Below are 21145 nucleotides of genomic sequence, written 5' to 3' on the forward strand. Positions count from 1 at the left end.
TCGACCCGGGGTCCCGGATCTCTCGATTACCAGGTGTTTCGGCATGGCGTCCGTGCCCACGCACCGTCGTCGCGGGTGCCGGCGCAGGGATTGGCCGCCTGCCACCTAGCACTCTATACATGCGAGTGCTAGCACTCAAGGCTAGCCCTCTGCCTATTTCCCGTAGGAGTGCGGGTCGATCATGAGGTGGGCCGACACGTCACCCACCATCTCGACGTCGACCCGGCGTTCGGTGAAGTACCAGCCGTCGTCATCGCAGCCGAAGGCGTCGGAGTACCGGCCGACCACGATGGGCTGCAGCGGGACCGACTCGGTGTTCTGCACGACGCAGAACGTGGACCGTGCGGTGGCCGTGCGGTCCTGGCTGATCTCGACAATCGGGTTGAGCACGAGGTGGCGGGTGCGCGGCGTATTGCCGTGCTCCGGGTAGCGCCGAGTGGTCGACGCGAACAGCCCGGCGATCGCGTCGGCGCCCGCGACCCCCATGAAGTTGCCCCGGCCGAGCAGGCGTCCGACCCCGCCGAAGTCGCCGGCGTCGATCAGCTCGGCGTAGCGGTACAGCAGTTCGGTGACGGCCAGCTTGTCGGCCAGCTTGTCTCCCGGGCTCACGCGACCTGTCCCTGCACCACCGGCAGTCCGGGATCGCTGACCGCGTCCAGCGGCGACGGCGCGGCGCCCGCGGCGATCAGGTGCGCAGCGAACGACGCGATCATCGCGCCGTTGTCGGTGCACAGCCGCGGCCGCGGGATCCGCAGCGTCAGGCCGTTGGCCGCGCAGCGTTCCTCGGCCAGCTCCCGCAGCCGCGAGTTCGCCGCCACCCCGCCGGCGATGAGCAGCGTCGAGACGTTGAGCTCCTTGGCTGCGCGCACCGCCTTGAGGGTCAGCACGTCGGCGACCGCTTCCTGAAAGCCCGCGGCCACGTCGGCGGGCGCGGCGTCGGGGTTCGCCTCGACGTACCGGGCCACGGCGGTCTTGAGCCCGGAGAAGCTGAACGCGTACGGGTCGTCGCGCGGCCCGGTCATTCCGCGCGGGAACACCACCGCATCGCGGTTGCCCTCGCGCGCCAGATCGTCGAGCACCTTGCCGCCCGGATAGCCCAGGCCCAACAGCCGCGCCACCTTGTCGTAGGCCTCCCCCGCGGCGTCGTCGACGGTGCTGCCGAGCTCGATGATCGGCTCGCCCAGCGACCGCACGTGCAGCAGGTTGGTGTGTCCGCCGGACACCAGCAGCCCGACGCTGTCGGGCAGCGGGCCGCGATCGAACACATCGGCCGCCAGGTGCCCGCCGAGATGGTTGACGGCGTAGAACGGCACCTGCCACGCCGCCGAATAGGCCTTGGCCGCTGCCACTCCCACCAGTAGCGCACCGGCCAGTCCGGGCCCGATGGTGGCGGCGACGATGTCGGGCTTGTCCAGGCCGGCCGCGTCCAGCGCGCGGCGCATCGTCGGCCCGAGCGCTTCGAGGTGGGCGCGGGACGCGATCTCGGGGACGACGCCGCCGAACCGGGCGTGTTCGTCGACGCTGGAGGCCACCTCGTCGGCGAGCAGCCGCACCGAACCGTCGGCGCCCAGTTCGGCGATGCCGACGCCGGTTTCGTCGCAGGAGCTCTCGATGGCCAGGATGATCGTCATGTCACTTCGCGCCTCATCGTATAGGCGTCGGCGCCGCTGGCCCGGTAGTAGCGCCGCCGCAGCCCGACGTTGACGAACCCGAAGCTCTCGTAGAGCTTGATCGCCGGCACGTTGTCGGTCCGGACCTCGAGGAACACCGTGCCGTCGCCCGCGTGTTCGAGCAGGTCGGTGAGCATCCGTCTGCCGATGCCGCGGCCGTGGTAGGCGGGGTCGACGCCGATCGTGTGAATCTCGTACTCGTACGGCTTCTTTCGGCCCAGGCGCGCGATTCCGGCGTAGCCGACGAGCTTTCCCTCGTCGCGTGCGGCGACGTAGCGGATGTGCTTGGCGGCGAGCTCGGCGAGGAACGCGCGTTCGGGCCACGGGTCGTCGCCGTCGAACAGCTGGGCCTCGAGCTCCGCGCACCGCGCCGCGTCGGCCGGCGTCAGCGCGCCGTAGACGATGCTCACCGCTTGGCCACCGACGGTTTGGCGTCCGGGCGCCGCAGATACAGCGGCACCAGCGGCGCAGGCGGGGCCGACCAGTCTGGCACGGCGCGCACCAGTCCCGCCGCGGTCGGATACTGCGGCTCCTGACGCGGTAGGTCGAACAGCGCGGCGTGGTCGGGCGATCCGGCGACGGCGGCGGCGCCGCCGGGGACGTCGGCCGGGGCGCAGACCGCGGGACCGTCGACGCGGCGCCCGTCGCGGTAACGCGCCCAGTACACCTCGCGACGCCGGGCGTCGGTCACCACCAGCACGTCTCCGGCGGTGTCGATGCCGATCGCGTCGAGGCTGCACACCCCGTGCACCGGGATACCCAGCGCGTGCCCGAACGCGGCCGCCGACGCCATCCCGACCCGCAGGCCGGTGAACGGGCCAGGCCCGCAACCGATCACGATCGCGTCCAGGGCGCCCATGTCGACCCCGGCGTCGCTCAGCGCGCCGACCGCGTTGGGGGTGAGTTGCTCGGCGTGCGCCCTGGCGTCGACGGTCACCCGCTCGCCGAGCACCGAGTACCCCTCGACGCGGACGACACCCGCGGTCACCGCGGGGGTGGCGGTGTCGATGGCCAGGACCAGGGTCACGGTGTGCTCCAATTCCACACCGCGGTACGCACTTCGGTATCCGAGGCGCGTTCCAGCCGCACGTCGAGGTGGTTGTCCGACAGCCGCTCGGCCAGCCCTTCACCCCATTCGACAACGACCACCGCGTCCTCCAGGTCAGTGTCGAGGTCAAGCGAGTCGAGTTCGGCGAGCAGGTCGACCGACGCATGATCGAGCAGCCGGTACAGGTCGACGTGGATCATTTCCGGCGCACCCGGCCGACGTGCCCGGTGCACCCGCGCCAGCACGAACGTCGGCGAGATGACCGGCCCGTCCACGTCGAGCGCCTGCGCGATCCCCTTCGCGAGCACCGTCTTTCCGGCGCCCAGTGGGCCGGACAGCACGACGACGTCGCCTGCGCGCAACTGCCGGCCGAGTTCGGCACCCAGCGCGATGGTGTCCTCGGCGGTCGGCAGCTCTGCGGTGCCCGCGGTGCGCTCAGCCATTTCGGACCCTCTCGCGCAGCCGGCGGGTCAGGGCGACGAGCTTGGACGGTGTCGCCCGCTCGACCAACCGGACCAGAGCCTCGTTGATCGCCTCGGGCTGCTCGAGCTGCACGAGATGCCCTGCACCGCCGACGATTCGGAGCTCCGCCTTCGGCAGTGCGGCCGCCATCGCCTGCGAGTACTCCTTGGGTGTCAGCAGATCGCGATCGCCGCACGCGACGAGCGTCGGGATCTTCGCCAGGGTGGCGAGGCCTGCGGTTTCGTTGTGCACCTCGAGTGCGTGCAGGAATTCGACCAGCGTCGCGATCGGTGTGCCGTGCATCATCTCCTCGGAGAACGCGACGACGCTCGGGCTGATCTTCTCGTCGCCGTAGGACGCGGCCCGCAGGATCGGGGCGACGACCGACTTTGCGGCGCCGCGGGTCCGGTGCACCAGCCTCGGCGCGTAGCGCACCGCGAACCGGACCGCCTCCAGCGCCGGGTTGCGCAGGATCTCACCGAGCGGCGAACGCGAAACCCCTTCGGCCGCAGACGCGATCAGCGCGGCACCCGCGATGCGCGTCGGGTACCGCTGCGGATACTGGCGCGCGTGCGAGAGCACCGTCATCCCGCCCATCGAGTGTCCGACCAGCACCACCGGCCCGGTCGGTGCGACCACCGCCAGCACGCTCTCCAGGTCCTGGCCCAGCTGGGTCACGGTGTAGGTGTCGGGTGGCGCCTCGTCGGACTGGCCGTGGCCGCGCTGGTCGTAGAACACCATCCGGACCTGGTCGCCCCACTGCTGCGTCAGCCGGACGCGCTGAAAGTAGAACGCCCCCATGCGAAGGCAGAATCCGTGCGCGAACACGACGGTCAGCGGCGCATCCTGCGGGCCGACCTCACGCACCGCCAGCGAGATCCCGTCCGGGGTGGTCACCACCGAACTGCGGTCGACGTCGAGCAGCTCGAAATCCTCGTCGGCGTACTGATCGTAGGCGGTGAGCCGGCGGCGCAGCGAGCGCGCGGCCGACAACCCGGCAGTGGCACCGACCGCGGACAACCCCGCCGCGCCCGCCAACCACCGCGCGTTCGAGTTCCGCCCGACCGGCAGCGGGATCACGGGTTCGCTCACCGGTCGCCCTTCGCGGCGGAGTCGATGTAGGTCCGCACGATCCGGTTGCGCGGGCTGGTCACCACCTCGTAGTTGATGGTGCCCAACAGATCTGCCCAGTCCTGCGCGGTGGGCTCGCCGCGGGTGCCCGGGCCGAACAGGATCGCCTCGTCGCCTTCGGCGGCCGCGCCGTCCGGCCCCAGGTCGACGACGAACTGGTCCATGCAGATCCGCCCGACATTGCGGTAGAGCCGGCCGTTGATCAGCACCTCGAAGCGGTTGCTCAGATTGCGGAAGATGCCGTCGGCGTAGCCGACCGGCAGCAAGGCGACGGTGGTGTCGCGGTCGGCGACCCAGGTGTGCCCGTAGGAGACGCCGTCGCCCGCGCGAAGCGACCGCACAAGCGTCACCGGGCATTTCACCGTCATCGCGGCACGCAGGCCCATGTCGCCGCGCTGCGGGATGGGTGTCTGCCCGTAGACCGCGATGCCCGGCCGGACCAGATCGAAGGCCAGGTCGGGACGCGTCATGGCGGCCGGGGAATTGCTCAGGTGCGCCACCTCGAAGTGCACACCCTGCTCGGCGGCGTAGCGCCGCATCTCGGTAAGCCGTTGCGCCTGTTGATCATTGAAGGGGTGCTCCGGCTCGTCACCGTGCGCCAGATGCGACATCAGCCCGCGCACCCGGATCGTGCCGTCGGCATGGGCGCGCTTGATCGCGGCGACGAGCTCAGGGAAGTCGGCGGCGCCGACGCCGTTGCGACTCAACCCGGTGTCGGCCTTGACGGTGACGGTCGCGGGGCGGCCGGCGCGCCGCACACCGTCGAGCAGTTCGCCGAACTGCCGCACCGAGGACACCGCGATCTGCACGTCGGCGCTGACCGCGGGCGCGAAGTCGGTGCCCGGCGGGTGCAGCCAGGCGAGCAGCGGGGCGGTGATGCCATCGCGCCGCAGCGCCAGTGCCTCCGTCACGGTCGCGACGCCCAGCTCGGCGGCGCCCGCGGCCAGCGCGGCCCGGCCGACCTGCGCGGCGCCGTGGCCGTAACCGTCGGCCTTGACGACCGCCATCACGTCCGCGCCGCCCGCGAGCTCACGCAGCAGGCGCACGTTGTCGGTGATCGCGCCGAGGTCGATCACCGCCTGCGGGGCGGCGATCGTCGCCGGTGTCGTCAGCTCGGTCGTGTGCATGGTCTCCTCACCACGGCCGATTGTCCCAGACGCGCGCTCGAGGCAGGTGCGTCGGTCAGTGCGCGAACGGCTGTTCGCCGTTGAAGTGACCCTGCGGCTTGAGCTCGTCGAGGTGGGCGATCACCTTGACCAGGTCGTCGTGCAGGGCTCTGGCCAGGTCGGCGGAGAACCCTTCACGCACCACGATGCGCAGCATCGTGACGTCCTCGGCGCCCTCGGGCATCGTGTACGCCGGCACCTGCCAGCCGTAGCCGCGCAGCGCCTGGGACACGTCGAACTCGGTGTAGCCGAAGTCGCCGGAGAGCTTGAAGCTCACCACCGGGATCGCCGAACCGTCGGCGACGACGTCGAAGTGCCGACTCTCGCGCAGCTGATCGCCGAGCCAGCGCGCGGTCTCCGACAGGCAGTGCATCACCTGCGTGTAGCCGGCGCGGCCCAGCCGCAGGAAGTTGTAGTACTGCCCCACCACCTGATTGCCGGGCCGCGAGAAGTTCAGCGTGAACGTCGGCATGTCGCCGCCGAGGTAGTTGACGTGGAAGACCAGGCCCTCGGGCAGGTACTGCGCGTTGCGCCACACCACGAATCCGATTCCGGGATAGGTCAATCCGTACTTGTGGCCGCTCACGTTGATCGACACCACCCGCGGCAGCCGGAAATCCCACTCCAGGTCCGGATGCAGGAACGGCACCACGAAACCACCGCTGGCGGCGTCCACGTGCACCGGGACGTCCAGGCCACCATCACCGGCCAGTTTGTCCAGCGCCGCGCAGATCTCGGCGATCGGCTCGAGTTCACCGGTGTAGGTGGTGCCCAGGATCGCGACCACGCCGATGGTGTCCTCGTCGACGGCGTCGAGCACCTGCTCGGGGGTGATGACGTAGCGGCCCTCGGCCATCGGCAGATACCGCGGCTCGACATCGAAGTAGCGGCAGAACTTCTCCCACACGACCTGGACGTTGGCGCCCATCACCAGGTTCGGGGTGCGTCCTTTCCAGTTCTCGCCGACCTTGTCGCGCCACCGCCACTTCATCGCCAGCCCGGCCAGCATCACGGCCTCGCTCGACCCGATCGTCGACACCCCGATCGCGCTCGACGGGTCGTCGCGCAGGTCCTCGGCATGGAACAGGTCGGCCACCATGCACACGCAGCGCTGCTCGATCGCCGCGGTCGCCGGGTACTCGTCCTTGTCGATCATGTTCTTGTCGAACGTCTCGGCCATCAACCGCTCGGCCTGCGGGTCCATCCACGTCGTGACGAATGTCGCCAGGTTCAGCCGCGAACTGCCGTCGAGCATCAGTTCGTCGTGGATGAACCGGTAGGCAGCGTCGGGATCCATCGCGTCGTCGGGCAGGCGCAGCGACGGCACGGGCGCCATCGCCAACCGTCCGGTGTAGGCGGGAGCAACCTGCGGCGCGTGACTGCGCGTGGGCGACATGGTGATTCCTTTCGTTGCGATTACAGACCTGCGATGGCGGAGCGGACGTGCGCGAGGATGCGGGACGACGACGTCGGTGCCGGACGGGGCCCGGGGTCGCGGGCGGCCAGGTCGGCGGCGCGGGCGTGGACGAACGCCGCGGCCGCGGCGGCCTCACCGGGCGGCAGGCCCGCGGCCAGTAGCGCGCCGATGACACCGGACAGCACGTCACCGGAACCGGCTGTCGCGGCCCAGGATTGGCCTGCCGGATTGAGATACACCGGGCCGTCGGGTTCGGCGATGACGGTGACGTTGCCTTTCAACAGCACGGTGACGCCGAGGCGGTCGGCCAGCCTGCGTGTGGCGGCGACGCGGTCTTCACCGGGCGGCGCACCGGCCAGGCGCGCGAACTCGCCGGCGTGCGGGGTCAGCACCGTGGGCGCGTCGCGGCCGGTGACGAGGTCGGGATGCGCCGCGACGATCGTCAACCCGTCGGCGTCCACGATCACCGGCAGGCCACTGTCCAACGCGAACCACAGCGCCGCCGCGCCGGTGTCGTCGGTGCCCAGACCCGGCCCGACGACCCAGGACTGCACGCGCCCGGCGGCACTGGGGCTGCTGGTGGCGATCACCTCGGGCCATTGCGAAAGCACTTGTTGGGCAGCGGTTCCCGCGTAGCGGACCATCCCCGACGTGGCGGCCACGGCGGCTCCGGTGCACAGCACCGCGGCCCCGGGATAGGTGGCCGATCCGGCGAGTATGCCGGTGACGCCCTGGGTGTACTTGTCGTCGGTCGGCCCGGGCATCGGCCAGCGCGCGGCAACGTCGGCAGCCTCCATGCCGACCATGGCCGGCTCCGGCAGGGTCAACCCGATGTCGACGAGCTCGACGCGGCCGCACTCCCCCAGCGCGTGCACGGGCTTGAAACCGCCGAAGGTGACGGTCAGCGCGGCCCGCACATGCGGCCCATCGGCGGCCCCGGTGTGCACATCGATACCGCTGGGGATGTCGACGGCCACCACCGGAATACCCGCATCGTCGACCGCGGCGAACACCTCGGCGGCGGCGGGTCGCAACGCACCGGATCCGGAGATGCCCACCACGCCGTCGATCACCAGATCGGTTGCCGCCGGGACGGTTTCGACGATGCGGCCGCCGGCACCGGTGAAGGCCGCCAACGCCTTCGCGTGGGCGCGTTCCGGATTGAGCAGGACCGCGGAAGCGCCGGCTCCGCGGCGGCGCAGGAACGTCGCGGCCCACAGCGCGTCGCCGCCGTTGTCGCCGGAGCCGACGACCGCGCACACCCGGCGCCCGCTGACGCCGCCGGTGCGCCTCACGAGCTCGCGGACGACCGCATTGGCCAGGCCGGTGGCGGCGCGTCGCATCAACACGCCGTCGGGCAGCGCCGCCAGCAGGGGTGCTTCTGCTTCCCGGATCTGCTCGGCGGAGTAGTAGTAGCGCATCGAGGTCAGGATTCCACGTCGAGCGCGTTTCGGGTCGTCGACAAGCCCAATACGTTTGACGCCGCCGTCATCCCCGCGCCGAACAGCAAATTCCGACGTCAAACGAAGTCGCTATCCGCTGCGCGAATTATAACGATTTGATAACAGCGCGCGACGGCGGGCCGCGCGTCGAAAATTTGCCCTTTGCGCTGGATGATCGCCGGATTCGCGATGGTGGCGAGCGTTAACTAGGCCCCCTCGTCGCTTGATCAGCAATGCGTAAGTGTGCTTTGGTCGGCCTACCGATGACGTGACGTAGTGGTTCGAGACTTTTGATCGGCGGTGAACAGCTAACTGTTATGAGCGTGCGTGTTCCCAAACCTGGGAAAACCGGCCTGCAAACTCCCGAAATTCGCCTGCGTCGGCCGCGAGCCGCCGACGCCCTGGCCATGCATCGCGTGGCGGAGGCGACCGAGGTGCTCGACCTCAACTCCACCTACGCCTATCTGCTCTGGGCGACCGACTTCGCCGACACCTCGATCGTGGCCGACGCCGACGGCGAACTGGTCGGCTTCATCACCGGGCATCGCCCTCCGCCACGCCCCGACGTGCTGTTCGTCTGGCAGGTTGCCGTCGACCCGTCCGCTCAGGGCAGAGGATTGGGCAGTCAGATGCTCGACGGTCTGCTCGCCCGGGTCCTTGCCGACCGCCGCGGACAGCCGGTGACGGTGGAGGCCACCGTGGCGCCGGGCAACGCGCACTCACGCGCGCTGTTCGGCGGGTTCGCGCGCCGTCTCCGCGTGCCGCTCGTCGAACACGAACACTTCACCGCCGACCTCCTCGCCGCCGATGGTGGACACGAGGACGAACCGATCCTTCGGATCGGCCCCATCGCCGAACCCCCCAACTGAAACGGAGACGCAGTGTCGCTTCTCGAAACCAACATCCCCACAACCGATTCCGGGCTGCCCGAGGTGTTCGCCTCGGTCGAGTCCGAAGTGCGCAGCTACTGCCGCAACTGGCCCACCACCTTCGAGACCGCGCAAGGGCCGTGGCTGACCGACACGACCGGCAGGCGCTACCTCGACTTCTTCGCCGGAGCCGGCGCGCTGAACTACGGGCACAACAACCCGGTGCTCAAGCGCGCGGTGCTGGACTACCTCGCCGGTGACGGCATCGTGCACTCGCTCGACATGGCCACCACCGCCAAGCGCGAGTTCCTCGAGACCTTCTCGGCACTGGTGCTCGAGCCCCGCAACCTCGACTACAAGGTCCAGTTCCCCGGGCCGACGGGCACCAACGCCGTCGAATCGGCGCTCAAACTCGCCCGCAAGGTGACCGGGCGCGAATCGATCATCAGCTTCACCAACGCGTTTCACGGTATGACGCTGGGCTCGCTGTCGGTGACCGGTAACTCCATGAAACGGGCGGGCGCCGGTATCCCGCTGGTGCACGCCACCCCGATGCCGTACGACAATTACTTCGGTGGGGTCACCGAGGACTTTCACTGGTTCGAGCGGGTGCTCGACGACTCGGGCAGCGGCCTGAACCAGCCGGCGGCGGTGATCGTCGAAACCGTGCAGGGCGAGGGCGGACTGAACGTCGCGCGCGTCGAGTGGCTGCAGGCGCTGGCCGAACTCTGCCATCGCCGCGAGATCCTGCTGATCGTCGACGACGTGCAGATGGGTTGTGGCCGCACCGGGCCGTTCTTCAGCTTCGAGGCGGCCGGCATCGTGCCCGACATCGTCACGCTGTCGAAGTCGATCAGCGGATACGGCTTGCCGATGGCGCTCACGCTGTTCCGCCGCGAACTCGACGTCTGGGCGCCCGGCGAGCACAACGGCACCTTCCGCGGCCACAACCCGGCCTTCGTCACCGCCACCGCGGCGCTGCAGACCTACTGGGCCAACGACAGCCTCACCGCGGCCACGACGGCCAAAGGCGAACTGGTCCGCGACCGGCTCGAGGTGATCGCCGACAAGTACGATGGCGTATCGGCCCGGGGACGCGGCATGGCGCAGGGCCTGAAGTTCGAGCAGGCCGACCTGGCCGGCGAGGTGGCGCGGGCGGCGTTCGACCGCGGCCTGCTCACCGAGACCAGCGGTCCCGCCGACGAAGTCGTCAAACTGCTTCCCCCGCTGACGATCTCGGAACACGACCTGATGTCCGGGCTGGACATCCTGGCCGAGTCCGTCGCCACCACTGTCTGACCCGAAGGGAGTTCATCGCATGATTGTCCGAACCACCGAGGAGATCACCGGCACGGACCGCGACGTCGACGGCGGGAACTGGCGGTCCAAGCGCATCATCCTGGCCGGCGACGGTGTGGGCTTCTCGTTCCACGAGACCACCATTCTCGACGGCGCGGTGTGCGAGTTCCACTACCAGCACCATGTCGAGGCGGTGTGGGTCGTCGAGGGGGTCGGCACCCTGACCAACCGGGAAACCGGTGAGCAGCACCAGCTTTCCGCAGGCACCATGTACCTGCTCAACGGGCACGAACGCCACACCGTGACGTGCGAGCGGCAGCTGCGGATGTTCTGTGTGTTCAATCCGCCGGTCACCGGCCAGGAAGTGCACGACGAGACGGGCGCCTACCCGCCGCCCGCACCGGCAGCGTGACCGCGATGCTGAGCACGCTCGACCACTACCCCACCCGGCTCGATCGGCCGAGCGCGCCGATCCCGCGGATCGAACCGACGGTCTGGGGCGAGCCGGTGCACGGACCGCTGGACCAGGCCGCGCTCAACAGCTTCGCCGAACAGGGTTACCTCGTGCGGCCCCAGACCGTCGGCGAGGACTGGCTGCCCGCGCTGAGCCGCGAGCTGGAGCGTGTCGGTGCCGATGTCGACGACGCCGATCCCCGGGTCATCCGTGAGCCCAACGGGGCCGTGCGCTCGGTGTTCGAGCCGCACCTGCTGTCGGATCTGATCGCCCAGGTGGTCGCCCTCGACACCGTGCTGCCCGTCGCACGCCAACTGCTGGGCAGCGACGTCTACATCCACCAGGCGCGGATCAACTTCATGCCGGGCTTCACCGGGACGGGGTTCTACTGGCACTCCGACTTCGAGACCTGGCACGCCGAGGACGGCATGCCCGCGATGCGTGCCGCTTCGTGTTCGATCGCGTTGACCGACAACTTCTCCTACAACGGTTCGTTGATGGTGATGCCCGGCTCGCACCGCACCTTCTATCCGTGCGTGGGCGCCACGCCGGAGAACAACCACAGCAAGTCGCTGGTCCGGCAAGAGCTCGGGGTGCCCGACCGCGCGGTGCTCACCGCTGCCGCCGAGCGGTTCGGGATCAACCAGTTCACGGGTCCGGCGGGGACCGCGCTGTGGTTCGACTGCAACCTGATGCACGGTTCCGGTTCGAACATCACCCCGTTCCCGCGGTCGAACATCTTCCTGGTGTTCAACTCGGTCGAGAACGCGTTGACCGAACCGTTCGCCGCACAGCGGCCGCGCCCGGAGTTCCTGGCCGCGCGTCAGATCCGGCCGGTCGGGGCCTCCGTCCCCGCGGACTGAGCCGACGCCGGCGGCGTTACTGTGGTGCGATGATGCGCGCGCCGCTCGCGGCTCTGGCGGCTGTGGCGGCCGTCGTGCTGGCCGGCTGCGCGCAAGTCGTGACCGGGATGCCGAAGGTGCCCGCCGCCGTGTTGCCGGCGATCACCTCCACACCCGCCCCCGACGCCGTCGTCGAAGCCGCGCGGCACAGCGTCGTGAAAGTGCGCGCGCCGGCGGGCGATTGCGGCAGGCTGCTCGGCGGCACCGGGTTCGTCGTCGCGCCGAACAGGGTGCTGACCGCCGCGCATGTGGTGGCCGGCAGCGACAGCGTCTCGATCAGTGCAGACGACACCGTCCTTGACGGACAGGTGATTTCGTATGACGCCGCCGCCGATGTGGCGATCATCGACGTGCCCGGGCTGGCGGCGGCGCCGCTGAACCTGGCCGGGCTGCCGGTCGCGCCGGCCACCGAGGCGGTGGCGCTCGGCTTCCCCGACGGCGGCGCGTTCACGGCACTGCCCGCGCGGGTGTCGCAGGTGGTCGACCTCACCGGCCCCGACATCTACCGGACGACGACGGTGACGCGCGCGGTGTACATCGTCTCGCTGCCGGGTGGCCTGCCGGCGGGGGCGAGCGGCGGTCCGCTGGTCGACCGATCCGGGCGGGTGCTGGGCATCATGTTCGGCAACGACGTCGAACACGCCGACACGGGTTTCGCGCTCACCTCGGTCGAGTTGGCCCGCCACACCACCGCGCTCACCGGCGGCCTGCCGGTGTGGACCGGCGACTGCGTCAGCTGACCGGGCGGTCCACGTCGGCCCAGAATGCGGCGGCGCGCTCGGCGATCTCGGCGGCGTATTCGCCGTTGATCGCGTGTGAGGCGTCAGGCCAGAGCTCGATCTGGCCGTGCCGCAGCGTCTCTCGTGCCCGCTTCGCAGCCTTGCCCGGATTGTGCATCACGCTGCGCCCGGCGATCAGGGCCAGCACCGGGATGTCGAGCCCGCGCAACTGCGCATCGGTGATCATCTTCGGCATCGCCTTGCGCAGCGCGTAATCGGTTGCCGCGGCGTCGATCAGCGTCGCCTCGGTCTCGGCGGTATCGAGGTCGGCGCCCCCGGAGATCCAGCGCAGCACCCGCTCGCGCACCGCCTTCGGCACACCCGGCACGAACAGGGCGGGTGAGGCCAGCACCGCCTTGACCGTGATCGGGGCGAAGGTGAACACGGGGTCCAGCAGGACCAGCGAGGCGGCCCGGCCCGGCCTGCGGACCGCGTAGTTGGCGGCCGTCCATCCGCCGATCGACACGCCCATCAGGTGCACGCGGTGCGATCCCAGCCCGGCGAGCGTCTCGTCGAGCCACTGGGCTTCGTCGTCGGGTCCGGTGATCGGGTCGTGCTGCACCGACATTCCCGCCTCACCGAGCAGGTCGACACCGATCACCGACCGGCGGGTCAGCAGCGGTCCGATGTTGCCCCGCCACATCGGGGTCGACGCGTTGCGTCCCGGCAGCAACACGACGGGCGCCCCGTCGGCGGGGCCGGTGAACCGGTATACCCGAACGGTGCCGAAGGACGTTGGCACGTCCTGTGTTTCGCTGATGGCGGGAAGTTCGGCCAGCGCGGCCCGGTACACCCTGAGGAAGTGGGCACGGGCCGACTCGCTCTTGAAGTCCCCGACCCGGCCCGGCACTACTCGACGGTGACCGACTTGGCGAGGTTGCGCGGCTTGTCGACGTCGTACCCGCGGGCCTGCGCGACGCCGGCGGCGAACACCTGCAGCGGGATCGTCGACAGCAACGGCTGGAACAGTGTGGAGACCGCGGGGATCTCGATGAGGTGGTCGGCGTACGGGCGCACCGTCTCGTCGCCCTCCTCGGCGATAACGATGGTCACCGCGCCGCGGGCCTGGATCTCGCGGATGTTGCTCAGCAGCTTGGCGTGCAGCATCGGCGAGTTCTTCGGCGACGGCATCACGACGATCACCGGCAGGTCGTCCTCGATCAGCGCGATCGGGCCGTGCTTGAGCTCGCCTGCGGCGAAGCCCTCGGCGTGCATGTACGCCAATTCCTTGAGCTTGAGCGCACCTTCGAGCGCGACCGGGTAACCGACGTGCCTGCCGAGGAACAACACGGTCTGGGATTTGGCGAAGCGGTGCGCCAGCTCGAACACCGGGTCGATACCGTCGATCACCCGCGCCACCAGCTCCGGCATGGCCTCCAGATCGTGGTACTCGCGAGCGACCTCGTCGGGGTACTTGGTGCCGCGCGCCTGCGCAAGCGCCAGCCCGACAAGGTAATTCGCGGCGACCTGCGCCAGGAACGTCTTGGTCGACGCCACGCCGATCTCGGGTCCGGCGCGGGTGTAGAGCACCGCATCGCACTCACGGGGGATCTGGCTGCCGTTGGTGTTGCAGATGGCCAGCACCTTGGCCTTCTGTTCCTTGGCGTGCCGGACGGCCTCGAGCGTGTCGGCGGTCTCACCGGACTGCGAGATCGCCACCACCAGCGTGTGCCGGTCCAGAACCGGGTCGCGGTAACGGAATTCGCTGGCCAGTTCGGCCTCGACCGGCAGCCGTGTCCAGTGCTCGATCGCGTACTTGGCCAGCAGCCCTGAGTGGTAGGCGGTCCCGCACGCGACGACGAACACCTTGTCGACCTCGCGCAGTTCCTGATCCGAGAGCCGCTGCTCGTCGAGCACGATCCGGTTGTCGACGAAATGGCCGAGCAGCGTGTCGGAGACGGCGGCCGGCTGCTCGGCGATCTCCTTGAGCATGAAGTACTCGTAGCCGCCTTTTTCGGCCGCCGAGATATCCCAGTCGATGTGGAACGGGCGAGCGCTTCCGGCGTCGTCGGTGCCGTAGAAGTCGGTGATGCGGTAGCCGTCGGCCGTGACGACCACGGCCTGGTCCTGCCCGAGTTCGACTGCGTCGCGGGTGTGTTCGATGAACGCCGCGACGTCGGAGCCGACGAACATCTCGCCGTCGCCGACACCCACCACCAGCGGTGTGGAGCGGCGCGCGGCCACGATCGTGCCGGGGTCGTCGGCGCTGGCGAACACCAGCGTGAAGTGGCCCTCGAGCCGCGGCAGCACGGCGAACACCGAGGCGACGAAATCGCCGGCGCTCGGCCCGTGGTGGTACTGCCACGACACCAGGTGCACGGCGACCTCGGTGTCGGTGTCACTGGCGAACTCGACGCCGGTCGTCTCGAGTTCGGCGCGCAGCGCGGCGTAGTTCTCGATGATGCCGTTGTGGACGACGGCGATCTTGCCTGCGGCGTCGCGGTGCGGGTGGGCGTTGCGGTCGGTGGGCCTGCCGTGGGTGGCCCACCGGGTGTGGCCCAGGCCGGTGCTGCCCGCCAGACCGGCGGTGTCGGTGTCGGCCAGCGCGGCCTCGAGATTGGCCAGCCGGCCGGCGCGCCGACGGACGGTGAGACCGCCCTGGCCGTCGAGCAGCGCGACCCCCGAGGAGTCGTATCCGCGGTACTCCATCCGGCGCAGCGCGTCGACGACGATGTCGCAGGCAGGGCGCTGCCCGACGTAGCCGACGATTCCGCACATAAGCCTTCAGGGTAGTGCAAGACCCCCTGGGGGCCCGGTGAGCTACGGTCATCGGGTGGCCAGCACGAAGAAGCTCTTCAAGGCGTTGACCCGCCGCGGCCCCCACCGCGTTTTGCGCGGTGACCTGGGCTTTGCCGGCCTGCCCGGCGTGCTCTACACCCCGGAGGCGGGGATGAACCTGCCCGGCGTCGCGTTCGGGCACGACTGGGTTGCCGCCGCGGACCGCTACGAGGGCACGCTGGAGCATCTGGCGTCCTGGGGGATCGTCGCCGCGGCACCGGCCACCGAGACCGGCCTGGCGCCGTCGGCGCTGAATCTGGCCTATGACCTGGGCACGACGTTGGACATCATCGCCGGGGTGCGGTTGGGCTCCGGCGACATCAGCGTGCACCCGCACAAGCTCGGCCTCGTCGGCCACGGATTCGGGGGTTCGGCGGCGGTGTTCGCCGCGGCCGGGATGCCGGTCAAACCGAAGTCCGTCGTTGCGATTTTCCCCACACTGACCGCCCCACCCGCCGAGGAGCCCGCGGCGACGCTGCAGGTGCCGGGGCTGGTGCTCAGCGCACCGGGTGACCCGATGACGCTGCGCTCGAACGCCGTCGAGCTGGCGCGGGTGTGGCGGACCGCGACACTGCGGACCGTGCACAAGGCCAAGGCCGGCGGTCTGATCGAAGGGCGCCGGGTGGCGCGGGCGCTCGGCCTGCCGGGCGCCGATCGCAGCACCCAGAAAGTGGTTCGCGCGCTGGTCACCGGCTATCTGCTGTACACGCTGACCGGGGACAAGACCTACCGCGATTTCGCCGATCCGGAAGCGGTGCTGCCGAAGGCCCCGCCGGTCGACCCGTTCGCCGAGGACCCGGTGGACCTGGAGAACAAGGTCGTCGCGCTGCTGAAGCCGTGACGCCCCACCGAGTGCCAACCAACCGGTTGGGTGTATAACTCGAGGATGCGCACCGGGATCTTCCTCAACTACACCGACGGCTTCCTCGACGCGGTGGACCAGGTCGTCGAACTCGAGAAGGTCGGCGTGGATCTCGCGCTGGTGGCCGAGGCGTACTCCTACGACGCGATCAGCCAACTCGGCTTCCTGGCCGCCAGGACGTCGCGCATGGAACTGGGCACGGGCGTGGTCCCGATCTACGTGCGCACCCCCACACTGCTGGCGATGTCGGCGGCGGGCCTGGACTACGTGTCGGGCGGAAGGTTCCGGCTCGGCATCGGCACCTCGGGACCGCAGGTGATGGAGGGCTTCCACGGCGTCCCGTTCGACGCGCCGCTGGGCCGCACCCGCGAGGTGGTCGAGATCTGCAGGCAGGTCTGGCGGCGCGAGCGGGTCCAGTTCGACGGCAAGCACTACCAGATTCCGCTGCCTGCCGATCGGGGCACCGGGTTGGGCAAGCCACTGAAGCTGATCAATCACCCTGTGCGGGACCGCATTCCGATCACCATCGCTGCGCTCGGCCCGAAGAATGTCCAGCTGACCGCTGAGATCGCCGAGGGCTGGCAGCCGGTGTTCTTCTATCCCGAGCGCGCCGACGACGTGTGGGGCGAGTCGTTGCGCGCGGGCTTCGCCAAGCGGGACCCGGCACTGGGCCCGCTCGATGTGATGGTCAGCGCCGCGTTGGCCATCGGCGATGACGTCGACGAGCGGCTGTCCTGGGTGAAGCCGCAGCTCGCGCTCTACATCGGCGGAATGGGCGCGCGGGGCCGCAATTTCTACCACACGCTGGCCACCCGGTACGGCTACGGCGAGGTCGCCGACCACATCCAGGATCTCTACCTCGCGGGCAAGAAGGCCGAGGCGATCGCGGCGGTGCCGGATGAGCTGGTGCGCAACGTGTCTCTGGTCGGCCCGCGGGGCTTCGTCAAGGAACGCCTGGCCGCGTTCGCCGAAGCGGGCGCGACGACGCTTCTGCTGCAACCGCTTTCGGTCGACCGTCGTGAGATCGTCGGTTTCGTCGAGGATCTGCAGGGCCTGCTGCCCTAGCCGGATTACGCAATACCGCCGCGCACCTGTACAGTGGTCGTAGCGGCATCTTCTGTTCTGCCTTTTGTCGCTTCTCGATCGTCACACCGAGCGCCGCGGATTCACCGCGCCGGGCAGGACGACCACACTACCTTTTTTCGGAGTATTTACTTGTCTGACCAAAACGTAAGTGGCACAACCGTGCCCACGTTCGCCGACCTCGGTCTCCCCCAGTCCGTCGTCAGCGTTCTCGCCGCCAACGGCATCGACGCCCCCTTCCCGATCCAGGCAGCGACGCTGCCCGACTCACTCGCCGGACGCGATGTGCTCGGGCGCGGCCGCACCGGATCCGGCAAGACGTACGCGTTCCTGCTGCCGTTGGTGACGAGGCTCACCAACAACCCGGCCAAGCGCGTTCCCGGCCGGCCGCGCGCGCTGATCCTCGCGCCGACCCGCGAACTGGTCGCGCAGATCAACGAGTCGCTGGCGCCGCTGGCGGCTGCCACCAACCTGCGGTCGGTGACCATCATCGGCGGTGTCGGACCGAACCCGCAGATCCAGGCGCTGCGCCAGGGCGTCGACATCGTCATCGCCTGCCCCGGCCGGCTCGAAGACCACGTGAAGTCCCGCCACGCCGACCTGTCGGCGATCGAGATCACGGTGCTCGACGAGGCCGACCACATGGCCGACCTGGGCTTCCTGCCGCCGGTCAAGCGACTGCTGGACAAGACTCCCCGCGACGGCCAGCGGATGCTGTTCTCCGCGACACTCGACGGCGGCGTCGACGTGCTGGTCAAGCGGTACCTGACCGACCCCGTCGTGCACAGTGTCGACTCGGCGCAGTCGCCGGTCGCCGCCATGGAGCACCACGTGCTGCACGTCGAGAAGGCCTCACGGCTGAGCGTGCTGACCGATCTGGCCGCATCGCCGGGCCGGACCATCGTGTTCGCCCGCACCAAGCACGGCGCCAAGAACCTTGCTCGCCAACTCAATTCGCGGGGCGTGCCGGCGGTCGAGTTGCACGGCAACCTGTCCCAGAATGCGCGCACCCGCAACCTGGCGGCGTTCTCCGACGGGACGGCCGCGGTCCTGGTGGCCACCGACATCGCCGCGCGCGGCATCCACGTCGACGACGTGAGCCTCGTCGTGCACGCCGACCCGCCCGTCGAGCACAAGGCGTATCTGCACCGGTCGGGTCGCACGGCGCGCGCGGGCAACGACGGCACCGTGGTCACGCTGATGCTCGACGAGCAGGTCTCCGACGTCCGGCAGCTGACGCGCAAGGCCGGCGTGAAGCCGACCATCACCCGGTTCAGCGGTTCGACGCACCCGGTGTTGACCGAAATCGCCCCGGGCGAACGCACGTTCGGCGAACCGATCGTCGCGGCCAGGCCCGAGCCCACGCGGCCGCACCGGCCGTCGGCGGGCAGGGGTCAGCAGCAGCGTCGGCGTCGTCCGACGCGGTCACGCCGCCCGGCCAACGCCTGACCGGCGCCTGACCGCGATCTCGGCCAGCAACGCGACCACCACGCCGAACGCGAAGTACAGCGGCACCAGCCACGGCCCGACGCCGAACAGGCCGTCGCTGGCTTCGTGATAGGCGAACACGTCGGCCTGCGCAAGCACGATCTCGACGATCGGGCCGATGACCGCGGCGAGCGCACCGCAGATCACCGACGGCCCGTCACCCAGTGCGCACCACGTGATGGCTGCCATCGCGATGATGAGCACGGTGGCCGGGACCGCCGGCGCGGTGTGCACCAGCGCCGTGGCGACATAGATGCCGAGCACCGCGGCCACACCGGCCACCCCCTGCCGGACCGTGACGTCGGTTCGCGGTCTGGGCAGATGGAGACGCAGTTCCGCCAGGGACGCCGTCGCCAACGCGACCAGTACCGGAAACCAGACCGGGCTGCTCCACACGAACGGCACGGCATCGGTGAAGTACACCGTGGTGCCGGTGACGACGTGGCTGTGATCGCCGACGAGCGACGCCACGGCGCCGACCACGAAGAGCACCAGTAACTCCGGCCAACGCAGTTTCACGCGGGCAACGCTATCGCGCGCGTCTACGTCTCCCTTCGCGAGTTCTACACCAGGGCTGTGAAAAACGCCGAAGCACGACCCTCATGTCGATCTCGCGGTCACTCGCCGACCTGCGGGAGTTCATCGGCGGCGATCTCGCACGGCGTCCCGTCGGCGACCGGCTCAGCCGGCGGCTCCGCTGGAGGCTCCTCCGGCGGGATCAGCGGTGGCTCGGGTGGCGGCGTCGCGGCGGGCTCCTCCTCCGGCGGTGGGCAGACAGGCTCGGCGGGTGGGTCCTCGACCTCGGCGGCGGGGTCTTCAACCGCTGCGGGGTCGACCGGCTCCTCATCCTCCGGTATTTCCTCGTCGAGCGCCTCCTCGTCGAGTTCTTCGTCGTCGACCACGTCCTCGGCGGGATCCTCGAGGGCCAGGTCGTCGGGTTCCGCGAGCGCGCCGTCGCCCATCAGGCCGCCGAGCAATTCGCCCAGCTGCTGCCCGAACGACGATAGACCGCCGCCGATTTCGGGCATCCCGCCACCCAGCGACGGCATCGAGGGCATCGACGGCCCCGACATCGGCGCCGCGGCCGCCGGATCCGCGGCTGCCGCCGGTGTGACCGGCCCGGGCTCGACGGCCGCCACCGGTGCGCTCGGCGGTGGCGCCGCGGGCGAACTCCATGACGCCGGCGTTGCGGGTGCCGCGGCCGGTGCGAATGCGGCGGGCGTCACGGGCGTCGGGGCGGTCGGCGACGTAGGGAGTTCAGCCGGTGCCGGCACAGGTGTCGGCCCGAGCTCATCCGGCACCTCGAACGTCGCCTCGGACGACCCGAATGACGCGACGGCCTCCCGGTATGCGGCCTCGACGGCCTCGGTGGCGGCCTGCACCGCGGTCACGAACTGGCCGCCGATCACGTTGTCCACGAACGGTTTCACCTCGTGGTCGACCAGTTCACTGGCCACCGCGCGGTCACCTGACCCCGTGTTCACGGTCTGCGCGGCCGCCAGCCAGTCCGCGCGCCGCGACTGCGCGCCGTCCCCGATCGCCAGCACCGTGCCGGCCTTCTCGTCGACCGCCTGCCACAGTCGATCGCGCAGATCGGCGAGCGCGGCGGCGGCAGCACGGACTGCGTCCGCGGCGCGCCGAGACGATTCGCCGTGCCGGGTCAGAAATGCCCGCGACGCGTCGGCACCGACGCCCCGCCATGCCGCGACGAGCACGCCCAGTTGGGCGTCCTGCCGAGCCAGCGCGTCGTCGGCAGCCGCCGCAACCGTTTGCAACGCGGCACAATCGGCGCCCAACGCCCGCAGATCCATCCCGTCCTCGCGCAGGTAGCGCTCGCGGACCTGGCCCGGATGCGCGGTCAGGTCCGGATGCTCATAGCCGAGCGACCGGCACGCCGACACGTACTGTTCGATGTCGGTGACGCCGGGCAGTCCATCCGCCAATCGCCCTGTGGCGTCGTATCTTTCGGCCACCGTCAGCCCATCCGTCCAACGGCGCGCAGATCGGCTTCGGCATACCGGTCGGCTGACGCACGAAGCGCGCCGGCGATCTCCGACGCGGCCCGCGACCACCGCCACAACTGGTCGGCGACCTCTTCCACCGCCCTTCGCACGGCGTCGCCGTGAGCGACGTACGCCTGTCCCGCAGCGGCCCCGTCGAAGCTCAGTGCGGCCAGGTGCGTGCGCGCCGCGGCGGCGACGATGTCGGCGGCGGTCTGGTACTGCGTGGCGACGCTCGCAAGAGCCGTAACGTCGACGCGCGCGGCGTCGGTTCCTCCCATGTGAAGGTTGGACG

Annotated in this window: 22 protein-coding genes; 8 read left to right on the top strand and 14 right to left on the bottom strand. The window is 70.0% G+C overall.

Going from position 1 to position 21145, the window contains the following annotated elements:
• Positions 1 to 153 precede the first annotated feature (153 nt).
• The 9 genes from BLW81_RS28470 to BLW81_RS28510 are packed head-to-tail and all read right to left on the bottom strand — an operon-like array spanning position 154 to position 8315.
• Positions 154 to 609, bottom strand: a complete 456-nt coding sequence (locus BLW81_RS28470; protein ID WP_083410117.1) for a nuclear transport factor 2 family protein — start codon at positions 607 to 609, stop codon at positions 154 to 156.
• Complete coding sequence (gene tsaD / locus BLW81_RS28475; protein WP_083410118.1) at positions 606 to 1631, bottom strand: tRNA (adenosine(37)-N6)-threonylcarbamoyltransferase complex transferase subunit TsaD; 1026 nt, start codon at positions 1629 to 1631, stop codon at positions 606 to 608. Before tsaD ends, BLW81_RS28470 begins: the two co-directional genes overlap by 4 nt.
• On the bottom strand, positions 1628 to 2080 hold the full coding sequence (gene rimI, locus BLW81_RS28480; protein WP_083410119.1) for a ribosomal protein S18-alanine N-acetyltransferase: 453 nt from the start codon (positions 2078 to 2080) through the stop codon (positions 1628 to 1630). Before rimI ends, tsaD begins: the two co-directional genes overlap by 4 nt.
• Positions 2077 to 2697, bottom strand: coding sequence for a tRNA (adenosine(37)-N6)-threonylcarbamoyltransferase complex dimerization subunit type 1 TsaB (gene tsaB, locus BLW81_RS28485; protein WP_235632120.1), 621 nt, complete (start codon positions 2695 to 2697; stop codon positions 2077 to 2079). The genes rimI and tsaB overlap by 4 nt, the downstream gene beginning before the upstream one ends.
• Positions 2694 to 3161 (bottom strand): tRNA (adenosine(37)-N6)-threonylcarbamoyltransferase complex ATPase subunit type 1 TsaE, encoded by a 468-nt coding sequence (tsaE, locus tag BLW81_RS28490; RefSeq protein ID WP_083410120.1) that lies wholly within the window; start codon positions 3159 to 3161, stop codon positions 2694 to 2696. Before tsaE ends, tsaB begins: the two co-directional genes overlap by 4 nt.
• Positions 3154 to 4272 (bottom strand): alpha/beta fold hydrolase, encoded by a 1119-nt coding sequence (locus BLW81_RS28495; protein WP_235632121.1) that lies wholly within the window; start codon positions 4270 to 4272, stop codon positions 3154 to 3156. The genes tsaE and BLW81_RS28495 overlap by 8 nt, the downstream gene beginning before the upstream one ends.
• Positions 4269 to 5459 carry an alanine racemase gene (gene alr, locus BLW81_RS28500; RefSeq protein ID WP_407662366.1) on the bottom strand — a complete coding sequence of 397 codons (1191 nt, stop codon included), beginning with the start codon at positions 5457 to 5459 and terminating at the stop codon, positions 4269 to 4271. Before alr ends, BLW81_RS28495 begins: the two co-directional genes overlap by 4 nt.
• 34 nt (positions 5460 to 5493) lie before the next feature.
• A complete protein-coding gene (locus BLW81_RS28505) occupies positions 5494 to 6873 on the bottom strand; it encodes a glutamate decarboxylase (RefSeq protein ID WP_083410122.1) in 1380 nt (459 codons plus the stop codon).
• Between the two features lie 20 nt (positions 6874 to 6893).
• A complete protein-coding gene (locus BLW81_RS28510) occupies positions 6894 to 8315 on the bottom strand; it encodes an NAD(P)H-hydrate dehydratase (protein WP_083410123.1) in 1422 nt (473 codons plus the stop codon).
• Between the two features lie 338 nt (positions 8316 to 8653).
• On the opposite strand from BLW81_RS28510, the gene ectA reads away from it, so the two are divergent.
• The 5 genes from ectA to BLW81_RS28535 are packed head-to-tail and all read left to right on the top strand — an operon-like array spanning position 8654 to position 12600.
• Positions 8654 to 9205, top strand: coding sequence for a diaminobutyrate acetyltransferase (gene ectA, locus BLW81_RS28515; RefSeq protein WP_083410124.1), 552 nt, complete (start codon positions 8654 to 8656; stop codon positions 9203 to 9205).
• 12 nt (positions 9206 to 9217) lie between these two features.
• On the top strand, positions 9218 to 10504 hold the full coding sequence (ectB, locus tag BLW81_RS28520; RefSeq protein ID WP_083410125.1) for a diaminobutyrate--2-oxoglutarate transaminase: 1287 nt from the start codon (positions 9218 to 9220) through the stop codon (positions 10502 to 10504).
• Positions 10505 to 10523: 19 nt separating this feature from the next.
• Complete coding sequence (locus BLW81_RS28525; RefSeq protein WP_083410126.1) at positions 10524 to 10916, top strand: ectoine synthase; 393 nt, start codon at positions 10524 to 10526, stop codon at positions 10914 to 10916.
• A gap of 5 nt (positions 10917 to 10921) precedes the next feature.
• Positions 10922 to 11821, top strand: a complete 900-nt coding sequence (gene thpD, locus BLW81_RS28530; protein WP_083410879.1) for an ectoine hydroxylase — start codon at positions 10922 to 10924, stop codon at positions 11819 to 11821.
• A 29-nt stretch (positions 11822 to 11850) separates the two neighbouring features.
• Positions 11851 to 12600 carry a trypsin-like peptidase domain-containing protein gene (locus tag BLW81_RS28535; RefSeq protein WP_083410127.1) on the top strand — a complete coding sequence of 250 codons (750 nt, stop codon included), beginning with the start codon at positions 11851 to 11853 and terminating at the stop codon, positions 12598 to 12600.
• Here the strand turns inward: BLW81_RS28535 and BLW81_RS28540 are convergent.
• A complete protein-coding gene (locus BLW81_RS28540; protein WP_083410128.1) occupies positions 12593 to 13489 on the bottom strand; it encodes an alpha/beta fold hydrolase in 897 nt (298 codons plus the stop codon). The genes BLW81_RS28535 and BLW81_RS28540 overlap by 8 nt on opposite strands.
• Positions 13489 to 15357 carry a glutamine--fructose-6-phosphate transaminase (isomerizing) gene (glmS, locus tag BLW81_RS28545; RefSeq protein ID WP_083410129.1) on the bottom strand — a complete coding sequence of 623 codons (1869 nt, stop codon included), beginning with the start codon at positions 15355 to 15357 and terminating at the stop codon, positions 13489 to 13491. Before glmS ends, BLW81_RS28540 begins: the two co-directional genes overlap by 1 nt.
• A 55-nt stretch (positions 15358 to 15412) precedes the next feature.
• Between glmS and BLW81_RS28550 the strand changes: the two genes are divergently transcribed.
• From BLW81_RS28550 to BLW81_RS28560, 3 genes are all read left to right on the top strand, one after another.
• Positions 15413 to 16258 carry a dienelactone hydrolase family protein gene (locus tag BLW81_RS28550; protein WP_083410130.1) on the top strand — a complete coding sequence of 282 codons (846 nt, stop codon included), beginning with the start codon at positions 15413 to 15415 and terminating at the stop codon, positions 16256 to 16258.
• 45 nt (positions 16259 to 16303) lie between these two features.
• Complete coding sequence (locus tag BLW81_RS28555) at positions 16304 to 17344, top strand: LLM class F420-dependent oxidoreductase (RefSeq protein ID WP_083410131.1); 1041 nt, start codon at positions 16304 to 16306, stop codon at positions 17342 to 17344.
• 180 nt (positions 17345 to 17524) lie between these two features.
• The gene (locus BLW81_RS28560; RefSeq protein WP_083410132.1) at positions 17525 to 18811 is read left to right on the top strand and encodes a DEAD/DEAH box helicase; all 1287 of its coding nucleotides are present in this window, start codon (positions 17525 to 17527) and stop codon (positions 18809 to 18811) included.
• Here the strand turns inward: BLW81_RS28560 and BLW81_RS28565 are convergent.
• From BLW81_RS28565 to BLW81_RS28575, 3 genes are all read right to left on the bottom strand, one after another.
• Positions 18788 to 19369, bottom strand: coding sequence for a diacylglycerol-binding protein (locus BLW81_RS28565; protein WP_083410133.1), 582 nt, complete (start codon positions 19367 to 19369; stop codon positions 18788 to 18790). The genes BLW81_RS28560 and BLW81_RS28565 overlap by 24 nt on opposite strands.
• Before the next feature lie 98 nt (positions 19370 to 19467).
• Positions 19468 to 20793, bottom strand: a complete 1326-nt coding sequence (locus tag BLW81_RS28570; protein ID WP_235632122.1) for a hypothetical protein — start codon at positions 20791 to 20793, stop codon at positions 19468 to 19470.
• Positions 20794 to 20825: 32 nt separating this feature from the next.
• Positions 20826 to 21131 (bottom strand): DUF7162 family protein, encoded by a 306-nt coding sequence (locus tag BLW81_RS28575; RefSeq protein WP_083410135.1) that lies wholly within the window; start codon positions 21129 to 21131, stop codon positions 20826 to 20828.
• Positions 21132 to 21145 lie beyond the last annotated feature (14 nt).

Origin of the sequence: Mycolicibacterium rutilum, from assembly GCF_900108565.1 — a bacterium.
Classification (GTDB): domain Bacteria; phylum Actinomycetota; class Actinomycetes; order Mycobacteriales; family Mycobacteriaceae; genus Mycobacterium; species Mycobacterium rutilum.

What these genes read in the sequence shown, in the direction of transcription:
- BLW81_RS28555 (WP_083410131.1), top strand. Translation starts at nt 16,304, where the DNA reads ATGCGCACCGGGATCTTCCTCAACTACACCGACGGCTTCCTCGACGCG.
- tsaD (WP_083410118.1), bottom strand. Translation starts at nt 1,631, where the DNA reads ATGACGATCATCCTGGCCATCGAGAGCTCCTGCGACGAAACCGGCGTC.
- tsaE (WP_083410120.1), bottom strand. Translation starts at nt 3,161, where the DNA reads ATGGCTGAGCGCACCGCGGGCACCGCAGAGCTGCCGACCGCCGAGGAC.
- thpD (WP_083410879.1), top strand. Translation starts at nt 10,922, where the DNA reads ATGCTGAGCACGCTCGACCACTACCCCACCCGGCTCGATCGGCCGAGC.
- BLW81_RS28575 (WP_083410135.1), bottom strand. Translation starts at nt 21,131, where the DNA reads ATGGGAGGAACCGACGCCGCGCGCGTCGACGTTACGGCTCTTGCGAGC.
- BLW81_RS28525 (WP_083410126.1), top strand. Translation starts at nt 10,524, where the DNA reads ATGATTGTCCGAACCACCGAGGAGATCACCGGCACGGACCGCGACGTC.
- glmS (WP_083410129.1), bottom strand. Translation starts at nt 15,357, where the DNA reads ATGTGCGGAATCGTCGGCTACGTCGGGCAGCGCCCTGCCTGCGACATC.
- BLW81_RS28510 (WP_083410123.1), bottom strand. Translation starts at nt 8,315, where the DNA reads ATGCGCTACTACTACTCCGCCGAGCAGATCCGGGAAGCAGAAGCACCC.
- BLW81_RS28535 (WP_083410127.1), top strand. Translation starts at nt 11,851, where the DNA reads ATGATGCGCGCGCCGCTCGCGGCTCTGGCGGCTGTGGCGGCCGTCGTG.
- BLW81_RS28505 (WP_083410122.1), bottom strand. Translation starts at nt 6,873, where the DNA reads ATGTCGCCCACGCGCAGTCACGCGCCGCAGGTTGCTCCCGCCTACACC.
- ectA (WP_083410124.1), top strand. Translation starts at nt 8,654, where the DNA reads ATGAGCGTGCGTGTTCCCAAACCTGGGAAAACCGGCCTGCAAACTCCC.